Annotated in this window: 20 protein-coding genes; 15 read left to right on the plus strand and 5 right to left on the minus strand. The window is 42.6% G+C overall.

Annotated features, from left to right (window positions below; translation table 11 throughout):
* Positions 1-2: 2 nt before the first annotated feature.
* The 6 genes from yqeB to ABE613_RS13110 all read left to right on the plus strand — a co-directional run bounded on the left by yqeB (position 3) and on the right by ABE613_RS13110 (position 6,451).
* A complete protein-coding gene (gene yqeB, locus ABE613_RS13085) occupies positions 3-827 on the plus strand; it encodes a selenium-dependent molybdenum cofactor biosynthesis protein YqeB (protein ID WP_347376606.1) in 825 nt (274 codons plus the stop codon).
* A gap of 81 nt (positions 828-908) precedes the next feature.
* Entirely contained in the window at positions 909-2,309 is a 1,401-nt protein-coding gene (locus ABE613_RS13090; RefSeq protein WP_347376607.1) for a uracil-xanthine permease family protein, read from the plus strand.
* 22 nt (positions 2,310-2,331) lie between these two features.
* Complete coding sequence (locus tag ABE613_RS13095) at positions 2,332-3,126, plus strand: FAD binding domain-containing protein (protein ID WP_235232741.1); 795 nt, start codon at positions 2,332-2,334, stop codon at positions 3,124-3,126.
* The gene (locus tag ABE613_RS13100; RefSeq protein WP_235232740.1) at positions 3,126-3,584 is read left to right on the plus strand and encodes a (2Fe-2S)-binding protein; all 459 of its coding nucleotides are present in this window, start codon (positions 3,126-3,128) and stop codon (positions 3,582-3,584) included. The genes ABE613_RS13095 and ABE613_RS13100 overlap by 1 nt, the downstream gene beginning before the upstream one ends.
* Positions 3,585-3,588: 4 nt before the next feature.
* A complete protein-coding gene (locus ABE613_RS13105) occupies positions 3,589-5,880 on the plus strand; it encodes a xanthine dehydrogenase family protein molybdopterin-binding subunit (RefSeq protein WP_347376608.1) in 2,292 nt (763 codons plus the stop codon).
* Positions 5,873-6,451 carry a nucleotidyltransferase family protein gene (locus tag ABE613_RS13110; protein ID WP_347376609.1) on the plus strand — a complete coding sequence of 193 codons (579 nt, stop codon included), beginning with the start codon at positions 5,873-5,875 and terminating at the stop codon, positions 6,449-6,451. The genes ABE613_RS13105 and ABE613_RS13110 overlap by 8 nt, the downstream gene beginning before the upstream one ends.
* Before the next feature lie 7 nt (positions 6,452-6,458).
* On the opposite strand, the gene ABE613_RS13115 is transcribed toward ABE613_RS13110, so the two are convergent.
* Positions 6,459-6,986, minus strand: a complete 528-nt coding sequence (locus ABE613_RS13115; RefSeq protein ID WP_235232737.1) for a YczE/YyaS/YitT family protein — start codon at positions 6,984-6,986, stop codon at positions 6,459-6,461.
* A 105-nt stretch (positions 6,987-7,091) separates the two neighbouring features.
* On the opposite strand from ABE613_RS13115, the gene ABE613_RS13120 reads away from it, so the two are divergent.
* Together ABE613_RS13120 and ABE613_RS13125 are read left to right on the plus strand one after the other, a co-directional pair.
* Positions 7,092-7,982: a helix-turn-helix domain-containing protein gene (locus tag ABE613_RS13120; RefSeq protein WP_347376610.1), complete on the plus strand. Its 891-nt coding sequence runs from the start codon at positions 7,092-7,094 to the stop codon at positions 7,980-7,982.
* 185 nt (positions 7,983-8,167) lie between these two features.
* Entirely contained in the window at positions 8,168-8,971 is an 804-nt protein-coding gene (locus ABE613_RS13125; protein WP_235232735.1) for an SDR family NAD(P)-dependent oxidoreductase, read from the plus strand.
* A gap of 71 nt (positions 8,972-9,042) precedes the next feature.
* On the opposite strand, the gene ABE613_RS13130 is transcribed toward ABE613_RS13125, so the two are convergent.
* The 3 genes from ABE613_RS13130 to ABE613_RS13140 form a co-directional block, all read right to left on the minus strand.
* Positions 9,043-9,561, minus strand: coding sequence for an ECF transporter S component (locus ABE613_RS13130; RefSeq protein WP_347376611.1), 519 nt, complete (start codon positions 9,559-9,561; stop codon positions 9,043-9,045).
* Between the two features lie 132 nt (positions 9,562-9,693).
* Positions 9,694-10,554, minus strand: a complete 861-nt coding sequence (locus ABE613_RS13135) for a phosphoribosylaminoimidazolesuccinocarboxamide synthase (protein ID WP_347376612.1) — start codon at positions 10,552-10,554, stop codon at positions 9,694-9,696.
* 388 nt (positions 10,555-10,942) lie between these two features.
* Positions 10,943-11,812, minus strand: coding sequence for a LysR family transcriptional regulator (locus ABE613_RS13140; RefSeq protein WP_347376613.1), 870 nt, complete (start codon positions 11,810-11,812; stop codon positions 10,943-10,945).
* A 181-nt stretch (positions 11,813-11,993) separates the two neighbouring features.
* On the opposite strand from ABE613_RS13140, the gene ABE613_RS13145 reads away from it, so the two are divergent.
* The 4 genes from ABE613_RS13145 to pfkB all read left to right on the plus strand — a co-directional run bounded on the left by ABE613_RS13145 (position 11,994) and on the right by pfkB (position 14,902).
* Complete coding sequence (locus tag ABE613_RS13145) at positions 11,994-12,659, plus strand: CatA-like O-acetyltransferase (protein ID WP_347376614.1); 666 nt, start codon at positions 11,994-11,996, stop codon at positions 12,657-12,659.
* A gap of 25 nt (positions 12,660-12,684) precedes the next feature.
* Positions 12,685-12,903 carry an aspartate dehydrogenase gene (locus ABE613_RS13150; RefSeq protein WP_235232777.1) on the plus strand — a complete coding sequence of 73 codons (219 nt, stop codon included), beginning with the start codon at positions 12,685-12,687 and terminating at the stop codon, positions 12,901-12,903.
* A gap of 128 nt (positions 12,904-13,031) precedes the next feature.
* Positions 13,032-13,961, plus strand: coding sequence for a DnaJ C-terminal domain-containing protein (locus tag ABE613_RS13155; protein ID WP_235232730.1), 930 nt, complete (start codon positions 13,032-13,034; stop codon positions 13,959-13,961).
* A 32-nt stretch (positions 13,962-13,993) separates the two neighbouring features.
* Positions 13,994-14,902: a 1-phosphofructokinase gene (pfkB, locus tag ABE613_RS13160; RefSeq protein WP_347376615.1), complete on the plus strand. Its 909-nt coding sequence runs from the start codon at positions 13,994-13,996 to the stop codon at positions 14,900-14,902.
* Between the two features lie 33 nt (positions 14,903-14,935).
* On the opposite strand, the gene ABE613_RS13165 is transcribed toward pfkB, so the two are convergent.
* The gene (locus ABE613_RS13165; protein WP_347376616.1) at positions 14,936-16,087 is read right to left on the minus strand and encodes an FprA family A-type flavoprotein; all 1,152 of its coding nucleotides are present in this window, start codon (positions 16,085-16,087) and stop codon (positions 14,936-14,938) included.
* A 163-nt stretch (positions 16,088-16,250) separates the two neighbouring features.
* Here ABE613_RS13165 and ABE613_RS13170 point away from each other — a divergent pair, with 163 nt between their 5' ends.
* The 3 genes from ABE613_RS13170 (at position 16,251) to ABE613_RS13180 (ending at position 19,014) form a co-directional block, all read left to right on the plus strand.
* On the plus strand, positions 16,251-17,333 hold the full coding sequence (locus ABE613_RS13170) for an NAD(P)/FAD-dependent oxidoreductase (protein WP_347376617.1): 1,083 nt from the start codon (positions 16,251-16,253) through the stop codon (positions 17,331-17,333).
* On the plus strand, positions 17,317-17,568 hold the full coding sequence (locus tag ABE613_RS13175) for a Rieske 2Fe-2S domain-containing protein (RefSeq protein ID WP_347376618.1): 252 nt from the start codon (positions 17,317-17,319) through the stop codon (positions 17,566-17,568). The genes ABE613_RS13170 and ABE613_RS13175 overlap by 17 nt, the downstream gene beginning before the upstream one ends.
* Before the next feature lie 87 nt (positions 17,569-17,655).
* Positions 17,656-19,014 (plus strand): MATE family efflux transporter, encoded by a 1,359-nt coding sequence (locus ABE613_RS13180; RefSeq protein WP_347376619.1) that lies wholly within the window; start codon positions 17,656-17,658, stop codon positions 19,012-19,014.

Consider the following 19,014-nt stretch of genomic DNA (forward strand, 5'->3'; position numbering starts at 1 on the left):
AGATGAAGGATAGATTAATCATTGTCCGGGGCGGCGGAGACCTTGCGACAGGAACAATTCACCGCTTGTGGAGTGTGGGACTTCCAGTTCTGGTCCTGGAGACAGCGCATCCGGCTGCAATCCGGAGACAGGTGTCCATCTGTGAGGCTGTATATGATGGACAGACCGTGGTGGAAGGAATGAGAGGAATCCGAATCCATCATTGGAAAGAAGCATTTGACATCATGGAAGAGGGGAATGTTCCGGTTCTGGTTGACTCGATGGGAGAGGTGATTCAAAAGATGCGTTCTCGCGTAGTAGTAGATGCAATTCTGGCAAAGAAAAATCTGGGAACACATCGAGAGATGGCACCACTTACTATAGCACTTGGTCCGGGATTCGAAGCAGGAAAAGATGTGGATGTCGTTATCGAGACGAAGAGAGGACATGATCTTGGACGAGTGATTCGTAAGGGATGTGCGATTCCCAATACTGGAATTCCGGGCATGATTGGCGGTTATGCTTCGGAACGCGTAATTCATTCCACACAATCAGGAATATTTCATAATATCTGTAAGATTGGAGATATTGTAAATGTGGGTGAAGAAATTGCATGGATCGAGCAGTCGGATGGAAGCAGATGTCCGGTGTTGGCATCCATTCCGGGAATTCTTCGGGGACTGTTAAGAGAGGGCTATTCGGTTCCGAGAGGATTTAAAATTGCAGACATTGATCCAAGAAAGGAAGAACTGAGCCATTGCTTTACAATATCGGATAAGGCAAGGTGTATCGCGGGAAGCGTTCTGGAGGTAGTCGTTTCTGATTTTGATCGAAAAATATTTTTTTGATAGATAAATATAATTTTTCCCAAATTCATAGAGTTTTCTGATATAATGGACTGCGTAAAAATTCTAAGGAGAGAGGATATTATGGGAACAAATAATACGAATGAAAATACTCTTATGAGCAGTCCATATCAATTTGAGGGGCGAATCCCGTTAAAACAGGCAATTCCGTTAGGGCTTCAGCATGTTCTGGCAATGTTTGTGGGTAATCTTACCCCGATTCTTATTATTACTGCGGCTTGCGGATCAGAAGATTTTGCGGCGCTTCAGGTTACATTGCTTCAGAATGCAATGTTGATTGCTGGTATTGTAACATTAGTACAGTTATTTGCAATTGGACCTATCGGTGGAAAGGTGCCGATCATCATGGGAACCAGTTCTGGATTTATCGGTGTATTCCAGAGTGTTGTAGAGATCATGGGCGGCGGTGTCGCAGCTTATGGTGCAATTATGGGGGCAAGTCTGATCGGAGGACTTTTTGAGACTGTCCTTGGTGCGCTCTTAAAACCGCTTCGTCGGTTCTTCCCATCTGTTGTGACAGGTACGGTTGTACTCGCGATTGGTCTGTCTTTGATTGGTGTAGGTGTAAGTTCGTTTGGTGGAGGCTCTTCTGCGAATGATTATGGTTCTATTGAGAATCTTCTGATTGCACTGGTAGTTATGATTATTATTCTGGTATTGAAGCATGGAACAAAAGGACTGACCAGTTCTTCTTGCATCCTGTTCGGTATCATTGCAGGATATATTATTTGTGCAGTGCTGGCAATCTTTTTGCCGACGACTGCAGTCAACGCAGATGGTGTGGAATATACGAAGGCATGGGTCCTGAACTGGGACAAGGTTGCTCAGGCAAAATGGTTTGCAGTTCCGCAGATCATGCCGGTGAAACCGGTCTTTGATCTGCGCGCGATCGTGCCGGTTTTAATCATGTTCATTGTTACGGCTGTTGAGACAGTAGGAGATATCTCGGGCTGTATCGAAGGTGGTATGGGTCGGGAAGCAACGGATTCAGAATTGTCAGGCGGTGTTATGTGTGACGGTGTCGGATCTAGCTTTGCAGCTCTTTTTGGCGTATTGCCGAATACATCATTCAGCCAGAATGTAGGACTTGTTACGATGACTAAGATCGTCAATCGTTTTGCATTGGGATGTGGTGCAATATTCTTGATCCTTTGTGGATTGCTGCCGAAGCTTGCTGCACTTGTGTCTATCATGCCACAGTGTGTACTTGGAGGGGCTGCTGTTATTATGTTCTCATCTATTGTTATGAGTGGTATTCAGCTGATCACGAAAGAACCATTGACTGCACGTAATATGACGATTGTATCTGTGGCACTTGGACTTGGATATGGAATTGGTGCGAACAGTGCTGTCCTTTCTGGTCTTCCAAAGGCTGTTCAGCTGATTTTTGGCGGTTCTGGAATTGTTCCGGCCGCATTTGTTGCGATTATTCTGAATGTTCTGCTTCCAAAAGAGGAAGCGTAAATTACATCCGGAGGGTAGAAATATGCTTTCATTTAATCAATATGTTCGGGCACAGAGCCTGGAAGAAGCGTATGAGCTTTGTCAAAAGAAGAATAATGTTGTACTTGGAGGAATGCTATGGCTGAAAATGCAGAGTGGCAATCGTGGTACAGCAATTGATCTGTGTGATCTGGGGTTAGATCAGATTGAAGAGACGCCTCAGGAGTACAGGATTGGAGCGATGGTGTCGCTTCGGGCGCTGGAGAAGCATGCTGGATTGAATGCACTGACACAAGGAGCACTTGCAGAGTCTGTTCAGCATATTGTAGGAGTGCAGTTCCGTAATGTGGCAACACTTGGTGGAAGCATCTATGGACGTTTTGGATTTTCTGATGTTCTGACATTATTTATGGCGTTGGATGCAAAAGTAGAGTTGTATCACGCAGGAATCATGAGCGTGAAAGAATTTGCAGATTTTCCGCGTCAGACCCGTGATATTTTAGTGCGCGTGATTGTGCCAAAGACGGAAAGAAAAACGGTCTATTTGTCCATGAGAAATACAGAGACAGATTTTCCGGTCCTTACCTGTGCATTGTCGGAATTGGAAGGACGTTATACTTGTGTGGTAGGGGCACGTCCGATGAAAGCAGTATTTTTTGACGATGAAAAGCAGATTCTTGCACAAGGGATTACTCTGGAAGTGGCAGAAGCATTTGCGGAGGATATCGCATCCAGAGCAAGATTTGGAAGTAATATACGAGGCGGAGCTGATTACCGCAGAAAAATATGCAGTGTGCTGGTACGTCGTGCAGCACTTGCACTTCAGGAGGTATCATAATGGATATTGAACTGATTCTGAATGGGAAAAAGGTAACGGCAGCAGTTGATCCGGATATGCTGCTGATTGATTTTGTAAGGTCAAAAGGATGTTATTCCGTGAAGCGTGGATGCGAGACTGCTAATTGCGGACTGTGTACGGTTCTGATGGATGATGTGCCGGTGTTATCTTGCAGTGTGCTTGCAGCGCGGGCTTCCGGCCATAAGATTCAGACACTGGAGGGGCTCCAGGAAGAAGCCGAGGAGTTCGTTGGCTTTATTGCAGATCAGGGTGCAGAGCAGTGTGGATTCTGTAATCCGGGATTCGTTATGAATACGATTGTGCTGCTTCGTGAGAATCCCGACCCTACGGATGATGAGATTCGTGCATATCTGGCAGGAAACCTATGCCGTTGTTCTGGATATGAAGGTCAGCTTCGTGGAATTCGTGCATACCTGGACTGGAAGAAAGGAGTGTAGCAGTATGGAACAGAAGTTTAAAACGGTAGGTCAGCCCGTCCGTAAAAAAGATGCTATGCAGCTCTTGCTTGGCAAGCCGGCTTATGTCGATGATATCACTCCGTCTGATGCGCTGGTAGTAAAGGTATTGAGAAGTCCACATGCACACGCTCTGATTGAAGAGATTAAGATAGATACTGCATTGAAAGTGCCAGGAATTGTGGCAGTTTACACTTATAAAGATGTTCCGCAGAAGCGGTTTACCATGGCGGGACAGACTTATCCAGAACCGTCTCCCTATGACCGTCTGTTGTTAGACCAGAGAGTCCGGTTTGTAGGAGACGCTGTTGCCATTGTTGCCGGAGAGACGGAAAAGGCAGTCAATAAAGCATTGAAGATGATCAAGGTGACTTATGAGGTGCTGGAACCGGTACTGGATTTTCGGGCGGCAAAGGATAATCCGATTCTGGTACATCCAGAAGATAACTGGCGTTCCCTGTGTCCGATAGGTGCAGATAATCAGAGAAACTTATGTGCCAGTGAGGTGTCCTCGGATGGAGATGTGGATGCAGTGATGGCAGACTGTGATGAGATCGTAGATCATACCTATCATGTGAAGGCCTGCCAGCAGGCAATGATGGAAACCTTCCGTACTTATACGGAGATTGACCGTTATGGAAGACTTCATGTCATCAGTTCTACGCAGATTGTATTCCACTGCCGGCGTATCATTGCCAATGCATTGGATATCCCGAAGTCTAAAATCCGTGTGGAAAAGCCGCGTATTGGCGGAGGCTTCGGCGCAAAGCAGACGGTAGTTGCAGAAGTGTATCCAGCGTTTGTGACCTGGAAGACGAAGCGTCCGGCGAAGATGATCTATACCAGAGAAGAATGTCAGACGGCAGCCTCTCCTCGTCATGAGATGGAAGTCCATATAAAGCTGGGAGCTTCCAGAGATGGAAAGATCCGGGCACTGGATGTCTATACGTTATCCAATACCGGTGCATTTGGTGAGCATGGTCCTACAACTGTCGGTCTGTCCGGACATAAATCTATCCCGCTTTACACAGGCGGACTGGAAGCTCATCGCTTTGCCTATGATGTTGTCTATACTAATGTCCAGGCGGCAGGAGCTTATCGTGGCTACGGTGCAACGCAGGGAATCTTTGCGTTGGAAAGTGCGGTCAATGAACTGGCAGAACGTCTTCATATGGATCCAATTGAACTTCGTATGAAGAATATTGTCCGTGAGGGTATGGTAATGCCGGCTTATTATGGTGAGAAGGCTAATGCCTGTGCTTTAGATCGCTGTATTGATAAATGTAAGGAACTGTTCCGTTGGGAAGAGCGATATCCGGTTCGTGATATGGGGAATGGGAAAGTACGGACTGCAGGTATGGCTCTGGCAATGCAAGGTTCCTGTATCTCGAATCTGGATGTAGGATCTGCAACCGTTAAGCTTGGCGATGAAGGCTTCTATAATCTGATTATCGGTGCGGCAGATATGGGAACTGGATGTGATACCATTCTGGCGCAGATGGCGGCAGAATGTCTGAATTGTTCGGTAGATGACATAGAGGTCTATGGCGCAGATACGGATTCTTCTCCTTATGATTCTGGGTCTTATGCATCATCGACGACCTATATTACTGGAAAGGCAGTTGAGATGGCCTGTGAAGAACTGAAAGGTAATCTGTGCAAGATTGCTGCAGGAATGCTGGAATGTGAAGAAAGTGAAGTGGAATTTACTGGAGAAGGTGTTCGTAAGTTGGATGGCAGCGGTTTCGTATCAAGATTCGATATTGCTACAAAATCCATGGCAAATAATGAGATAGCTGCCCAGACTACAGCAACCCATAGCTCTCCTGTGTCACCACCACCTTATATGGTCGGAATGGTTGAAATAGAACTGGATAAAGAGACTGGAAAGGTGGATGTGCTGGATTATGTTGCAGTCGTAGACTGTGGAACGCCAATCAATCCGAATCTGGCACGTATTCAGACAGAAGGTGGACTGGTACAGGGAATTGGTATGGCACTTTATGAAAATGTAACCTATTCTCCGACAGGAAGGATCCTGGAGAATTCTTTTATGCAGTATAAAGTACCGACACGTCTGGATATGGGACATCTGCAGGTGGAATTCGAATCCAGCTATGAACCGACGGGACCGTTTGGTGCGAAATCCATTGGTGAGATTGTTATTAACACACCGGCTCCGGCACTGGCGCATGCAATTTACAATGCAACAGGAGTATGGCACCGAACGTTGCCGATTACTCCGGAAAAGATTCTGATGGGGCTTGCAGATGAATAAGCATATTATATATTTGGCGGCTGGAAACAGCCGCCGTTTTGGTTCAAATAAATTATTGCATATTTTTCATGGGAAACCGTTGTACCAATATGGTCTGGATATGGTTTTTAAGTTTTGTAAAAAACGGCAGGACTGTTCGCTGTTGGTGATTTCCCAGTATTCAGAGATCTTGCAGTATGCAAGAACAAAAGGAATCCATACAGCAGACAGTCCGGATAGCCGGAAAGGAATGTCTTATACTGTGAAAAGGGCAGTTCAGGCACTTGGCAATATTGCAGAAGAGGATTATATTATGTTTGTCGTGGCAGATCAGCCATATTTGACAGAAAAGACGTTGGAACGCCTGGCAGATCAGGCAGCGCCAGACGTTGAGACAATATCTGCAATATATAAAGGAATTCCGGGAAATCCTACACTGTTCTCCGCCCGACTGATTCCAGAACTTATGGAGTTACAAGGAGATGAAGGCGGGCGGAAAGTAATACGAAGACACGCTTGCATATACGTAGAGGTGGAAGATAAAAAGGAATTATATGATATTGATGAAAAAAGGCAGGTCAGTCCGGATTAAGGGACTGTTACTGTCTTTTCGTATCCGCAGAGTTTTCTTGCGACTGTCTTTGTGAAGAAATTAATAAAAGGTCCCAGACCAAGTGCGCATCCATAATAAGCGAGATGGAGTCATAAGGAGCAATTCCGAGATTAGCCGTCTGATAAAGGGCAGCGGAAAAGGACAGTATGATGACTCCTGTGAACATGAGAATGAATCTGGAGATCATATTATCAGGAGTGGTAAGGAAGTTGTCCAGAATATTTGCCCACATATCAGCAAAAATGCCAACACAGAACCAGTTGAAAAAGGTTCCGATTCCGATCAACTTCCGATTCAGGAAGATTTCCAGAATAAACCATATAGAATTAATGATGATGAGCATGGCAGAAAAAGAAAGTCCGATACATTTGCCGATTGCCATGACCATAGCACTATGTGGGTCATTTCCCATGACAGAGAGTTTAAACAGACTGATGCCCATGCCCATAATAAAAATTCCAAGCAGCATGACAATGAGTCTGCGCCACCAAATCTGATTTTGAAGTTCAATCATATATTACGCCTTCTTTCTATTTATAATAGCATTGTATCATTTGAAATTAGATGATAATATCATATTATAACCTTATTAATAGCACAAAACAGTCAGGAGAAAGAGATGATCTATAAACCCAGAACAGTTTTGACTACGGAAAATGGCGCGGAATTAGGTATGCATGGAACTACCCTTGTTCCTGTCGCTGCATATGATAATGATTTTACGAATTTTGAAGCAATCTGGCACTGGCACAGAGAACTGGAATTTATTTATATGGTAAAGGGAAGTCTGCTTGTATCGCTTCCAAATGAGCAGATCGTTCTAAATCGTGGAGATATAATATTTATTAACAGCGGAGTGATGCATGCAGCTTCTAATGCAGGTGATAAGGAATGCATTTTGCACTCAGTGGTGTTTTTGCCGGAATTTTTGTGCAATGGAGTAGAAGGGGTATTCTGGCAGAAGTATGTATGTCCACTCATAGAAAACTCAAGACTTCATAGCATAATATTTTCAAATGAGTCTGAGAAGAGTGTATGTATGCAAGAATATATGGATCAATTCTGGAAGGCTTGCCTGGATGAACCATTTGGTTATGAATTTGTCATTCGAGAGCAGTTATCGAAGATGATATGTAATGTTGTATCGGAGTACAAGAAAGATATTCGGCCTGTTTCTGCCAAACAGGAAAGAGAAGATGAACGGGTCAAAAAGATGTTGGAATATATCCATGATAATTATATGTCTGAGATTACGATCAAAGTGCTTGCGTCAAGTGCTAATGTCAGTGAGAGTGAATGTCTGCGTTGCTTTCGAAATGTGCTTGGAATCACACCGATTCAATATGTGAAAAAGTATCGTCTGCAGATTGCGGCGGATATGCTGATGACTACAGATTATACAATTACAGGTATCGCAAGTCGTTGCGGGTTTGGACACATGAGTTACTTTGCCAGGGCGTTTCAGGGGATGTTCGGAGTGACGCCAAGGGAGTATAGAAGATATGAATAATACTTTTTTTATTGTAGAATTTGGTGAAAAACATGTCAATAATGTGTTGTAATTAAAAAATTTCTTTTAGTAAATTTGTATAGGTTGATTTATTTTTCTAAATGAGCTATAGTAACATTAACGAATTTATACGCCTTTTTATATTTTTTATAAAGAGTGACATTACAGACTAGGAGGTTTTAGAAATGGACAGATTAAAAGGCAAAGTTGCTATTGTAACTGGTTCAACCAGTGGAATTGGTATTGGAATTGCAAATTTATTTGCAGCAGAAGGGGCAAAGGTAGTTATCTGCGGACGTAGAAAAGAAAAAGGACAGGCTGTTGTTGACAGTATTGTTGAAGCAGGCGGAGAAGCTTCTTATCATTTCATGGATATTACACAGATTGAAAGTGTAGAAGAATTGATCAAAGATACATATGAAAAATATGGAAAGATTGATATCCTTGTAAATAATGCTGCAAATGTTGCATTGAAAGATGGACGTATTGATGAATTGACACTGGAGATGTGGGATGCAATCTTCCAGAGCGATCTTCGCGGAACATTCTATGCTACACAGTGTGTACTTCCTTACATGGAAAAGAATGAAAAAGGTGGTTCTATTATCAATATCGGTTCTATGGCTTCTTGCTCAGGAGACCTTGGCTCTACAGCTTATGCATGTGCAAAAGCAGGTGTTGATATGTTAACAAAGTATACCGCTTTGCAGGTAGGAAAGAAAAATATCCGTTGCAACTGTGTTCGTCCGGGACTTATTGTTACACCACAGAATGAAGCACATGTTCCACAGGCCCTTAAGGATATCTTCTTAAGCAATATCATGGTTAACCGCTATGGATGCCCAGAAGACATCGGTCATATGTGTGTATATTTTGCTTCTGATGAGAGCGAATATGTAACAGGACAGATTATCAATGTTGATGGTGGTATGAATTCTCACGTATCTACGGTTGCTCAGTTTAAAGAATTGAATTCACGTACCTGGTAAGAAAAAGAGATATGGGTATTAAAAAAGAGACGGAGTTTTTTCAAAAATCTCCGTCTCTTTTTGTCATTTTCTTAAGCTACCTGTCGAACTTCAGGAATTTCATTCAGGACTGGATACAGAACACAAGAGATAATGAGTCCGCCAACACCTTGAATGATGTTTGCAGGGATGCTGGCGGCAGAAGCTGCGAATCCATATAAAAATACAGCTTCACACAAAAAGTATCCACCGGCTACCAGCACGATGTCCACTACACCACCAAGGATGACAGCTGTGTAGCGACTTTTAGATGTTGTACCTAATTTCTGGTAGATAAGACCGGAAATCAGGGAAATCAATCCCTTGATGACAAAAGTAATTGGGACATATACAAAGTATCCGCCAAGCAGATCAGCCATTGCAGAACCAATGCCTCCTGCAAGAAATCCCCAGCCTGGACCGAGAAAAACTCCGGCCAATATTACAATAGCATCACCTGGATGAATATAGCCGCTGGTTCCTGGGGTAGGGATACGTATAGACATCGTGGCAACACAGGCAAGAGCAGCAAACAATGCTGTTGTCACGATCTTTTTTAGATTTGAATTCATAAATAAGACCTCTCTTCCTTTTCCTATGATGTACCATACTTTACAATAGCAATGGCGTGAAATAAATATCCAGTTAATGGAAAAATCAGCAGGCCAGTTTAGAATATAAATCTATGTCCCCGGTTATTTTTATTAAAGCTTTTCCCCTGTAAGCATCTCATATGCCTGAAGATATTTATCAATAGTCTTTTCTACGATATCATCTGGAAGAGTCCAATTGTTGTCTGGGTTCGCTTTCAGCCAGTCACGTGCGAACTGCTTGTCAAAAGATGGCTGTCCGTGTCCAGGCTCATAAGTATCTGCAGGCCAGAAACGTGAGCTGTCTGGTGTCAGCATCTCATCGCCGATTACGATATCTCCATTTTCATTCAGACCAAACTCAAACTTGGTATCTGCGATAATGATACCGCGACTTAACGCGTAATCTGCACATTTTTTGTAAAGAGCGATGGTACAGTCACGGAGCTTAGTTGCATATTCTTCCCCTTTTCCTGGGAAATACTTCTCCAGATGTTCAATACTCTGCTCGTAAGAAATATTTTCATCGTGATCTCCGATTTCGGCTTTGGTGGAAGGTGTATAGATTGGCTCCGGCAGTTTGTCAGATTCTTTTAAACCTTCTGGGAGTTTGATTCCACATACAGTACCATTTTCCTGATAGCTTGCCCATCCGCTTCCGGTGATATATCCGCGAACGATACATTCGATTGGAAGCATCTGAAGCTTCTTGCACATCATGCTGTTGCCATCAAACTGTGGCTGCTGGAAGAACTCAGGCATATCTTTAACATCTGTAGAAATCATGTGGTTTGGAAGAATGTCCTCTGTAAGATTGAACCAGAACTTAGACATCTGAGTCAGAACAGTTCCTTTTTTGGTTACTTCATTGTTCAAAATAACATCAAAACAACTGATACGGTCAGTAGCGACCATGATTAAGCTATCACCGTTATCATAAATTTCACGTACTTTTCCTTCTTTGATAGGTTTCATTTTACATACCTCACTCTATTTATGTAATATTAATACTCTATATAATAGACAAACAGATTTTCAGATAAAAATCAAGATTATTTTTGAATTTTATACAATTTTTTTTGAAAATATTTGATATAGTAAGAAACATTAGAAAATGTAATGTCAGGATGAAAAAGCTTCATTTCACAAATGTCAGGAAACGTTCTATACTTTAATCAGAAGGAAACATTAAGTGCTTTGTGGGAGGTGTAGACATGATTGGATGGACAATAATTGCAATTGTAGCTGCATATGGATTTGTGAACATTTTCAACAGCGAAAGACATGCACATTAATTTAAGTTAAGTAGATAAAATGACAACCGCAGGGGAATGGCGGTTGTCATTTTTTGTATCAGCGTGGGTTAATCCAGAAGATAATCTTGTGCATATTTGATAAATATTTTCAAGGCAGGGGACAGCTCATCTGATGATGAGATTGCCATGCCCAGTCGCCGGTAAGCACGTGGCTTTAGCGGACGAGCTTCAAAGTTTCCCGTACGCCCTCTAAGAATCATACCGGGTAAAATACTGATTCCAAGATTATGTTCAACCATAGATAGAATGGAAAAATCATTGCTCATGGTGTATTTGATATCTGGTTTTACTTTATATTTTTTCAATAGTCGGTGAACTTCATTGACATAAGTATATTCGGATACTACAAATGGTGTATTCTCGTACCACTCAATGGGAATCTCATCGTATTGCGCAAATGGATGTTCCTTATGCATGACAGCATACATAGAGTCATCAAAGACAGGAATGAATTTATAATTCTGATTCGGCTGATAGCTTGTGAAACCGATATCTACTTTGTGATTCTCGACCCAGTCAGCTAAGTCACGCTCATCTCCTTCAATAATATCAAAAAGAATCTCAGGGTATTCTTTCTGAAAGTTATTAATAATCTCCGGAAGCCAATGGATGGCACAACTAATGTAGGAACCAATCTTTATGGTTCCTTTTTTGGCACCTTTCATAAAAGAAATCTCTTGTTTCAAAGATTCACTGGCAGACAATAGATTACGGATTGCAGGGAGTAATGCTTTGCCTTCGTTTGTCAGAGTAACTCCGTGATGTCTTTTGATGAAGAGTGGAAATCCCACTTCCTGTTCTAAGGATTTCATCATCTGAGTGATTCCAGATTGGGTATATCCAAGGTCTTCACCTGCTTTTGTAAAATTGCCGTAATCTGCAACAGTGAGAAATACCGTTAGCTTTTTCAAATCCATGATGCGGTCTCCTTTGATGAATATTCTGCTATCATACTACAAGTTATTTGTAAGAAAAACAAGATGCATTTGTAGAAAAATCGTGCATTGCGACCGGAGAGTGGTTGAGCTATACTAATACATGTAGAGAAATGTATAGAGTGCAGGAGAGACAATAGATGGAAGAAGTGATGGTGAAGATATGAAGAATGAATTACCGGCATATGAAAAAATAGATATGGAACATTGGCCACGCAGAGAGCATTTCACTTACTATAGGAATTCTTTGAAATGTGGCTATTCTTTGACTGCGAAGATTGATGTGACGAAGATTCTTCAGTTTGCAAGGTTACATAAAAAGAGATTTTTTGGCTGCTTTTTATATGCGGTTTCAAAGACGGTCAATATGATGGATTCTATGAGGATGATGGTGCCGCCGGAAGGCGGTGCAGGAGTCTGGAAGGTATCTCATCCGAATTTTACAGTATTTCATGAGGATGATGAGACCTTTAGTGATCTGTGGACGGAATACAGGTCGGATTTTTCAGAGTTTTATCAAGGATTTGAAGAGGTCCTCATGAGATATGGGAATCAGCATGGAATTAAGGGAAGACCGGAACAGCCTGCGAACTTCTTCTGTGTCAGCTGTGTTCCGTGGCTTGATTATACCGGATATGCGACCAGCACAGTGGATGCACCTGCTCTTTTTCCTATCATTGTATTTGGAAAATATACGGAACAGGGTGGATGTTATACATTACCTGTGACGGTGACCATCTCCCATGCATCGGCGGATGGTTATCATACCAGCTTGTTTTTTAAAAAATTGCAGGAGAATTTGGAGTTGTTTGATGAGTGCGTGGAATAAGCGTTTGGGATGGTGAGATACAATGATTCATTTATTCAAGAAAAAAGAAGTCATACGAAAAGAATATGATGCCAGGAATCAGAAGCCGGTAATCCATTGCAGTATCTGTACCGGAGAGCAGGTGGCAGGATTCAAGGATATTCATACGGGGAAATTTCAGGATATTATGCTGATTCGGGATGAGTCGGATCTGAAAAAATTCAAAGAGATGTATGGTTTAGGTGATATCCCGAAAGAGTATTAAATCTGCTTAAATCGAAAGGAGCTTCCATTTCTTACTTGAAATTCGAAGAAACAAGTGTTATATTACAAGTAGAACAATGAAATATTCTATATATGTATATGAATTTCCAGGAAAGAAAGGTGAGGACAATGGCAGGAAAGAAAGATTATTATGAAGTACTTGGCGTCGGAAGAAATGCAGACGAAGCTACGATTAAGAAAGCATATCGAAAACTGGCAAAGAAGTACCATCCAGATATGAATGGTGATAATCCTGAAGCGGCTGCCAGGTTCAAAGAAGTAACGGAAGCCTACAATGTCTTAAGTGATAAAGAAAAGAAGAAGTTATATGATCAGTTTGGCCACGCAGCTTTTGACGGCAGTGGAAATACATCTGATTTTTATAAGAATGGAAATGGCAGCTATCAGGAATTCCATTTCGAAGGCGGGGATATGGATGATATTCTTAAGAATATCTTCGGGGATGGATTTAGTCAGAGTGGATTCAGTCAGGGTGGATTCGGTTATGGAGGTTTTCGGCAGAGTAATTTCCGCCAGAAAGGGAAGAATGTATCAGCTGGCATAGAAGTAAGCTTTGACGAGGCGGTATTTGGCTGTGATAAGGTCATTCAGCTCCAGAACCCTGACGGCGTGGTTCAGTCGTTGAAGGTACACGTACCGGCCGGAATTGATACGGGCAAGAAGATTCGGCTTCGCGGACAGGGTATGCCAGGCATGAATGGTGGTGAGGCAGGAGATCTGATGCTGGAAGTAACGGTAGGAAAGAAGCCTGGATATGAGCGCAAGGGTATGGATGTCTATACTACGCTCAATATTCCATTTACAACGGCAGTATTGGGTGGCGAGGTAATCGTTCCGACTCTGTATGGCAATGTGTCCTGTAAGATTCAGGAAGGTACACAGTCTGGCTCGAAGATCCGGCTTCGTGGCAAAGGAATCGTATCTATGAAGAATCCGCAGGTGAAGGGCGATCAGTACGTGACAGTACAGATTCAGGTTCCAAGACACCTGAATCCGGAGGCGAAGCAGAAGCTGCGGGAGTTTAGAGCTGTGGCTTAAGAAGAAAAAGCATAGATTAAGGAGAAACTAAGATGATATATACGGTCACATTTAATCCATCGCTGGATTATATAGTCTCAGTAGATGATTTTCAATTGGGTCTTACAAATCGCACAAGTTCAGAATTGATGTTGCCGGGAGGTAAGGGAATCAATGTATCGACGGTACTGGGGAATCTTGGAATTGAAAGTACAGCATTGGGATTTGTCGCAGGATTTATCGGACAGGAGATTATCCGCCGTATGGGGGAGATGGGAATACGATCAGACTTTATTGTGCTTGAGAACGGAGTATCAAGAATTAATGTAAAGTTAAAATCTATTGACGGAACAGAAATCAATGGTGCGGGACCAGAGATTAGTGAAGAAGCTGTGGATTGTTTGATGAAAAAGTTAGATATTCTCGGAAGAGGAGACATCTTAGTTCTTGCAGGAAGTATTCCAAAGTCCATGCCGGATGATATCTATAGAAGAATCATGAAAAGACTGGATGGACGCGAAGTTATGATTGTTGTAGATGCAACCAAAGACCTGTTGATGAATGTGCTGGAGTTTCATCCGTTTCTGGTGAAACCTAATCATCACGAATTGGGAGAAATCTTTCAGACAGAACTTAAGACAAGGGAGTCGGTGATTCCTTATGCGAGAAAGTTACAGGCAATGGGTGCTGCTAACGTGTTGGTATCTATGGCCGGAGAAGGAGCAGCTCTGATTGCAGCAGATGGAAAGATATATGATGCTCCTGCACCAAAAGGTACACTGGTCAATGCTGTGGGAGCAGGAGATTCCATGGTGGCAGGCTTCCTTGCAGGATGGATAGAACAGAAAAGTTACGAATATGCATTTCGTATGGGACTTGCAGCAGGAAGCGCAAGCGCATTTTCAGAAATGTTAGCGACAAAAGAAGAAATAAAAAAGTTACTTGGGGACGGGGGAAAATGAAAAACCCCCGTCCCAAATTAATTTACCGTATCCCTATTTTAATTCTTCAGCCAGTGCTTCTAACTGTGCACGGCTGTCGTCATTGAGTGCTGATAAGATTTTTACGGTTGTGTCGGTGAATGTAAGGTTCTTACTGCCTTCCAGCATCTGTGCCATCTTCTTTGCGGCAGTCGGCGCCCAGGAGCCGTTCTCAATCAGCCCAACGGTACGGTTCTGGTAGTTCCGTTCTGTCAGGTGATTGATGAATTCGCGCATGAATGGGAAGATGTCGTTGTTATAGGTCGTAGTAGCAAGTACCAGTTTGCCATAGCGGAAAGCGTCTTCTACAGCTTCTGCCATGTCTTCGCGAGCGAGGTCACAGACAACGACCTTCGGGCATCCTTTTTCTTTCAGCATGTCTGCTAATTCTTCAACTGCTTTCTTTGTATTTCCATAGACAGAAGTGTAGGCAATCATAACGCCTTCGGACTCTACAGAATAAGAGGACCATATATTATAGAGGTTCAGATAATATTCCAGATTCTCGGTCAGGATAGGTCCATGAAGAGCACAGATGGTCTGAATATCAAGTTTTGCTGCTTTTTTCAGAAGGGCCTGAACCTGTGTGCCGTATTTTCCGACGATTCCGATGTAATAGCGGCGAGCTTCACATGCCCAGTCTTCTTCAACATCCAGTGCTCCGAATTTTCCAAAGGCATCGGCGGAGAATAATACTTTGTCAAAGCTGTCATATGTTACCATAACTTCTGGCCAGTGAACCATTGGTGCAGTGATAAATGTTAATTCATGCTTTCCAAGAGAAAGAGTATCCCCTTCCTTTACGACCATTTGATGGTCTTTAAAATCATTGCCAAAGAACTGCTTCATCATGGCAAATGACTTGGCAGTGGCAACGATAACAGTATCTTTATATATTTCCATGAATTTTGCAATATTCGCAGAGTGGTCAGGTTCCATGTGCTGAATGATCAGATAGTCAGGCGACTTTTCTCCAATCACTGCTCTTAAGTTGTTCAGCCATTCTTCGGTAAAACGGGCATCAACTGTGTCGAATACGGCTATCTTTTCATCGACAATCACATAAGAATTATAGGCCATTCCATTTTCGACAACGTACTGGCCTTCAAAAAGGTCAATATCATGGTCATTGACGCCTATATATTTGATATCGTTCGTAATATCCATTGTAATTCGCTCCTTTTCTTAATCGTTATGGAACATTATAGCATATGTCATAATAAGTGGGTGTATTTTTTTTCATTCAAGAAAAGATTATGTGGATAATCTGCTCACATATGCACAGAATATAATATATCTTTTCATTATGATACAAGAGGAGTGAGGAGAAATGGAGTCAATCTGGTCAGCAAGTGTAGAATTGCCACATTTTAAAAGTATGGAAGGAGATATCCAGACGGATGTACTGATCATTGGTGGTGGTATGGCAGGAATTCTCTGCGCTTATTTTTTACAGGAAAACAGAGTCCCGTATGTTCTGGTCGAGGGGAAGACCATCTGCTCGGGGATTACGAAAGATACGACAGCCAAGATTACGGCACAGCATGGTCTGATCTATCATCGTTTGCTTAAGAGTGCAGGATACGAAAAGGCAAAGATGTATTTGGATGCAAATCAGTCGGCAGTGCAGCAGTTCGTGAAACTGTGTCATGGGATGAACTGTGATCTTGAACGAAAGATGGCATATGTTTATTCGATAAATGACAGAAAGAAGCTGGAGAAAGAGGCAGATGCCCTTTGCAGGCTTGGAGTGGATACGGATATTTCGGAGAAGACAAAGCTTCCTTTCTATCATGTGGGAGCCGTCGGTCTTGCAGGTCAGGCACAGTTCCATCCTTTGAAATTTGTTGCTGCAATTGCAAAAGATCTTAACATTTTTGAACATTCTTTTGTGACAGAATTAAAGGAACATGAGGCTGTAACGGCAAATGGAAAGATTACATTCCATAAAGTAATCTTTGCGACGCATTTTCCTATTGACAATAAGCATGGAATGTATTATCTGAAGATGTACCAGCATCGCTCTTACGTGATCGCGCTGGAAAATGGGCCTCAGATAGACGGCATGTATGTGGATGAGGCAATGTGTGGAATGTCGTTTCGTAATTATAAGAATTATCTGTTGATTGGAGGTGGAGATCATAGAACTGGCAAAATGGGCGGCAACTGGGAGGAACTTCGAAAGTTTGCCGGACAGTTTTATCATGACCGGGAAGAACAATTCTGCTGGGCAACCCAGGACTGTATGACATTAGACGAGGTGCCATATATTGGGCGGTATTCCAAAAACTGTGCGGAATATTATGTAGCCACGGGATTTAATAAATGGGGAATGACTTCTTCCATGGTAGCAGCTAATCTACTGACAGATCAGATATTGAATAAAAAGAATCCGTATGCAAGCAGTCTTTGACCCGTCCAGGAGCATGCTCAAGCCACAGCTTCTGGTTAATGGATGCACTGCGGTCGGAAATCTGTTGAGAATATCAGAAAAACGTTGTCCACATCTGGGTTGTGCACTGAAATGGAATGCGGTAGAACACAGCTGGGATTGCACATGTCATGGTTCCCGCTTCGACGAAGATGGGAAGGTTCTTGATAATCCGGCCAATGGAAGTCTGAAGGAGGTGACGGGAAAACAAAATTAATATAATGCTTTACAAATACTTTTCAATGGTGATATGCTGAATAGCATGATATTAGCAGATAAACATTAAAATAGGAAGTAATGAATTATGAGAAGTAAAGATAAGAAAGAAATATCATTTGTAGAGGGCCCGGTGTTCGGGTCTTTGATTCGTTTTGCACTGCCTGTGCTTGGAACATTGATCTTGCAGGCGGCATATGGAGCAGTGGATCTGCTGGTGGTCGGCAGATTCGGAGATGCAACGAGTATCTCAGCAGTAGGAACCGGAAGTGCATTTATGCAGATGGTGACATTTATTATCACCAGTCTTGCCATGGGCTCAACGGTAATTATCGGACAGCATATTGGAGAGAAGAAACCGAAAGCGGCCGGCGATGCTGTTGGAACAACCATTATATTATTTGCTGTATTAGGAATTGTGTTGACGGTTTTGCTGGAGGTATTTGCAGGAAATATTGCCGGGCTACTTCAGGTTCCTGCGGAATCTTTTGATAAGACGGTTCTCTATATTCGTGTCTGTTCAGCTGGAATTGTAATCATTATTGCGTATAATGTTATTAGTGGTGTTCTAAGGGGAATCGGCAATGCGAATCTTCCGTTTCTCTTTGTTGGAGTTGCCTGTGTCGTAAATATTATCGGAGATTTGGTGTGCGTTGGGGCTTTACATATGGATGTAGTCGGTGCTGCACTTGCGACAGTGACTGCACAGCTGGTATCAGTAATCATATCTTTGATCGTGCTTCGCAGACAAGACATGCCAATCTCTTTTTCCCGTCAGCAGTGCAGGGTATATCCAAGAGAGTTAAGAAGAATCCTGAATGTCGGCGTTCCAATCGCTTTACAAGAGACGATGGTACAGATCTCTTTTCTGGTGATTAATTCTATCATTAATAATATGGGCTTAATGCAGTCGGCTGGATATGGTGTGGCACAAAAGCTGATTTCTTTCATTATGTTGGTGCCGTCTTCTGTGATGCAGAGTGTCTCGGCTTTTGTGGCACAGAACATTGGAGCAGGACAAAAAGCAAGAGCGAAAAAAGGAGTGCGCACGGCTATGGTTACTGGCTGTACATTGGGAATATTCATTTTCCTGGCCGGATTCTTCGGAGGGACTGTAATGTCTGCGTTATTCACCAATGATATGCAGGTCATCCTGCAGAGCGCGGATTATCTGAAAGGATTCTCGGTAGACTGTCTTTTGACCTGTATTTTATTCAGCAGTATCGGATATTTTAATGGATGCGGTAAGAGCATACCGGTTATGATACAAGGAATTACAGCTGCATTTTGTGTCCGTATTCCAATCTCTATATTTATGGCAAGCCTTCCGAACACATCTCTGATGATGGTCGGTCTTGCAGCGCCAATATCAACAGTATATGGAATCATCTTCTTTATCATTTGCTTTGCATTGGAGAGAAAAAAGGAACATAACAGAATAAGATAA

Origin of the sequence: Dorea chungnamensis, assembly GCF_039832125.1 — a bacterium.
Lineage (GTDB): Bacteria > Bacillota > Clostridia > Lachnospirales > Lachnospiraceae > JAFBIX01.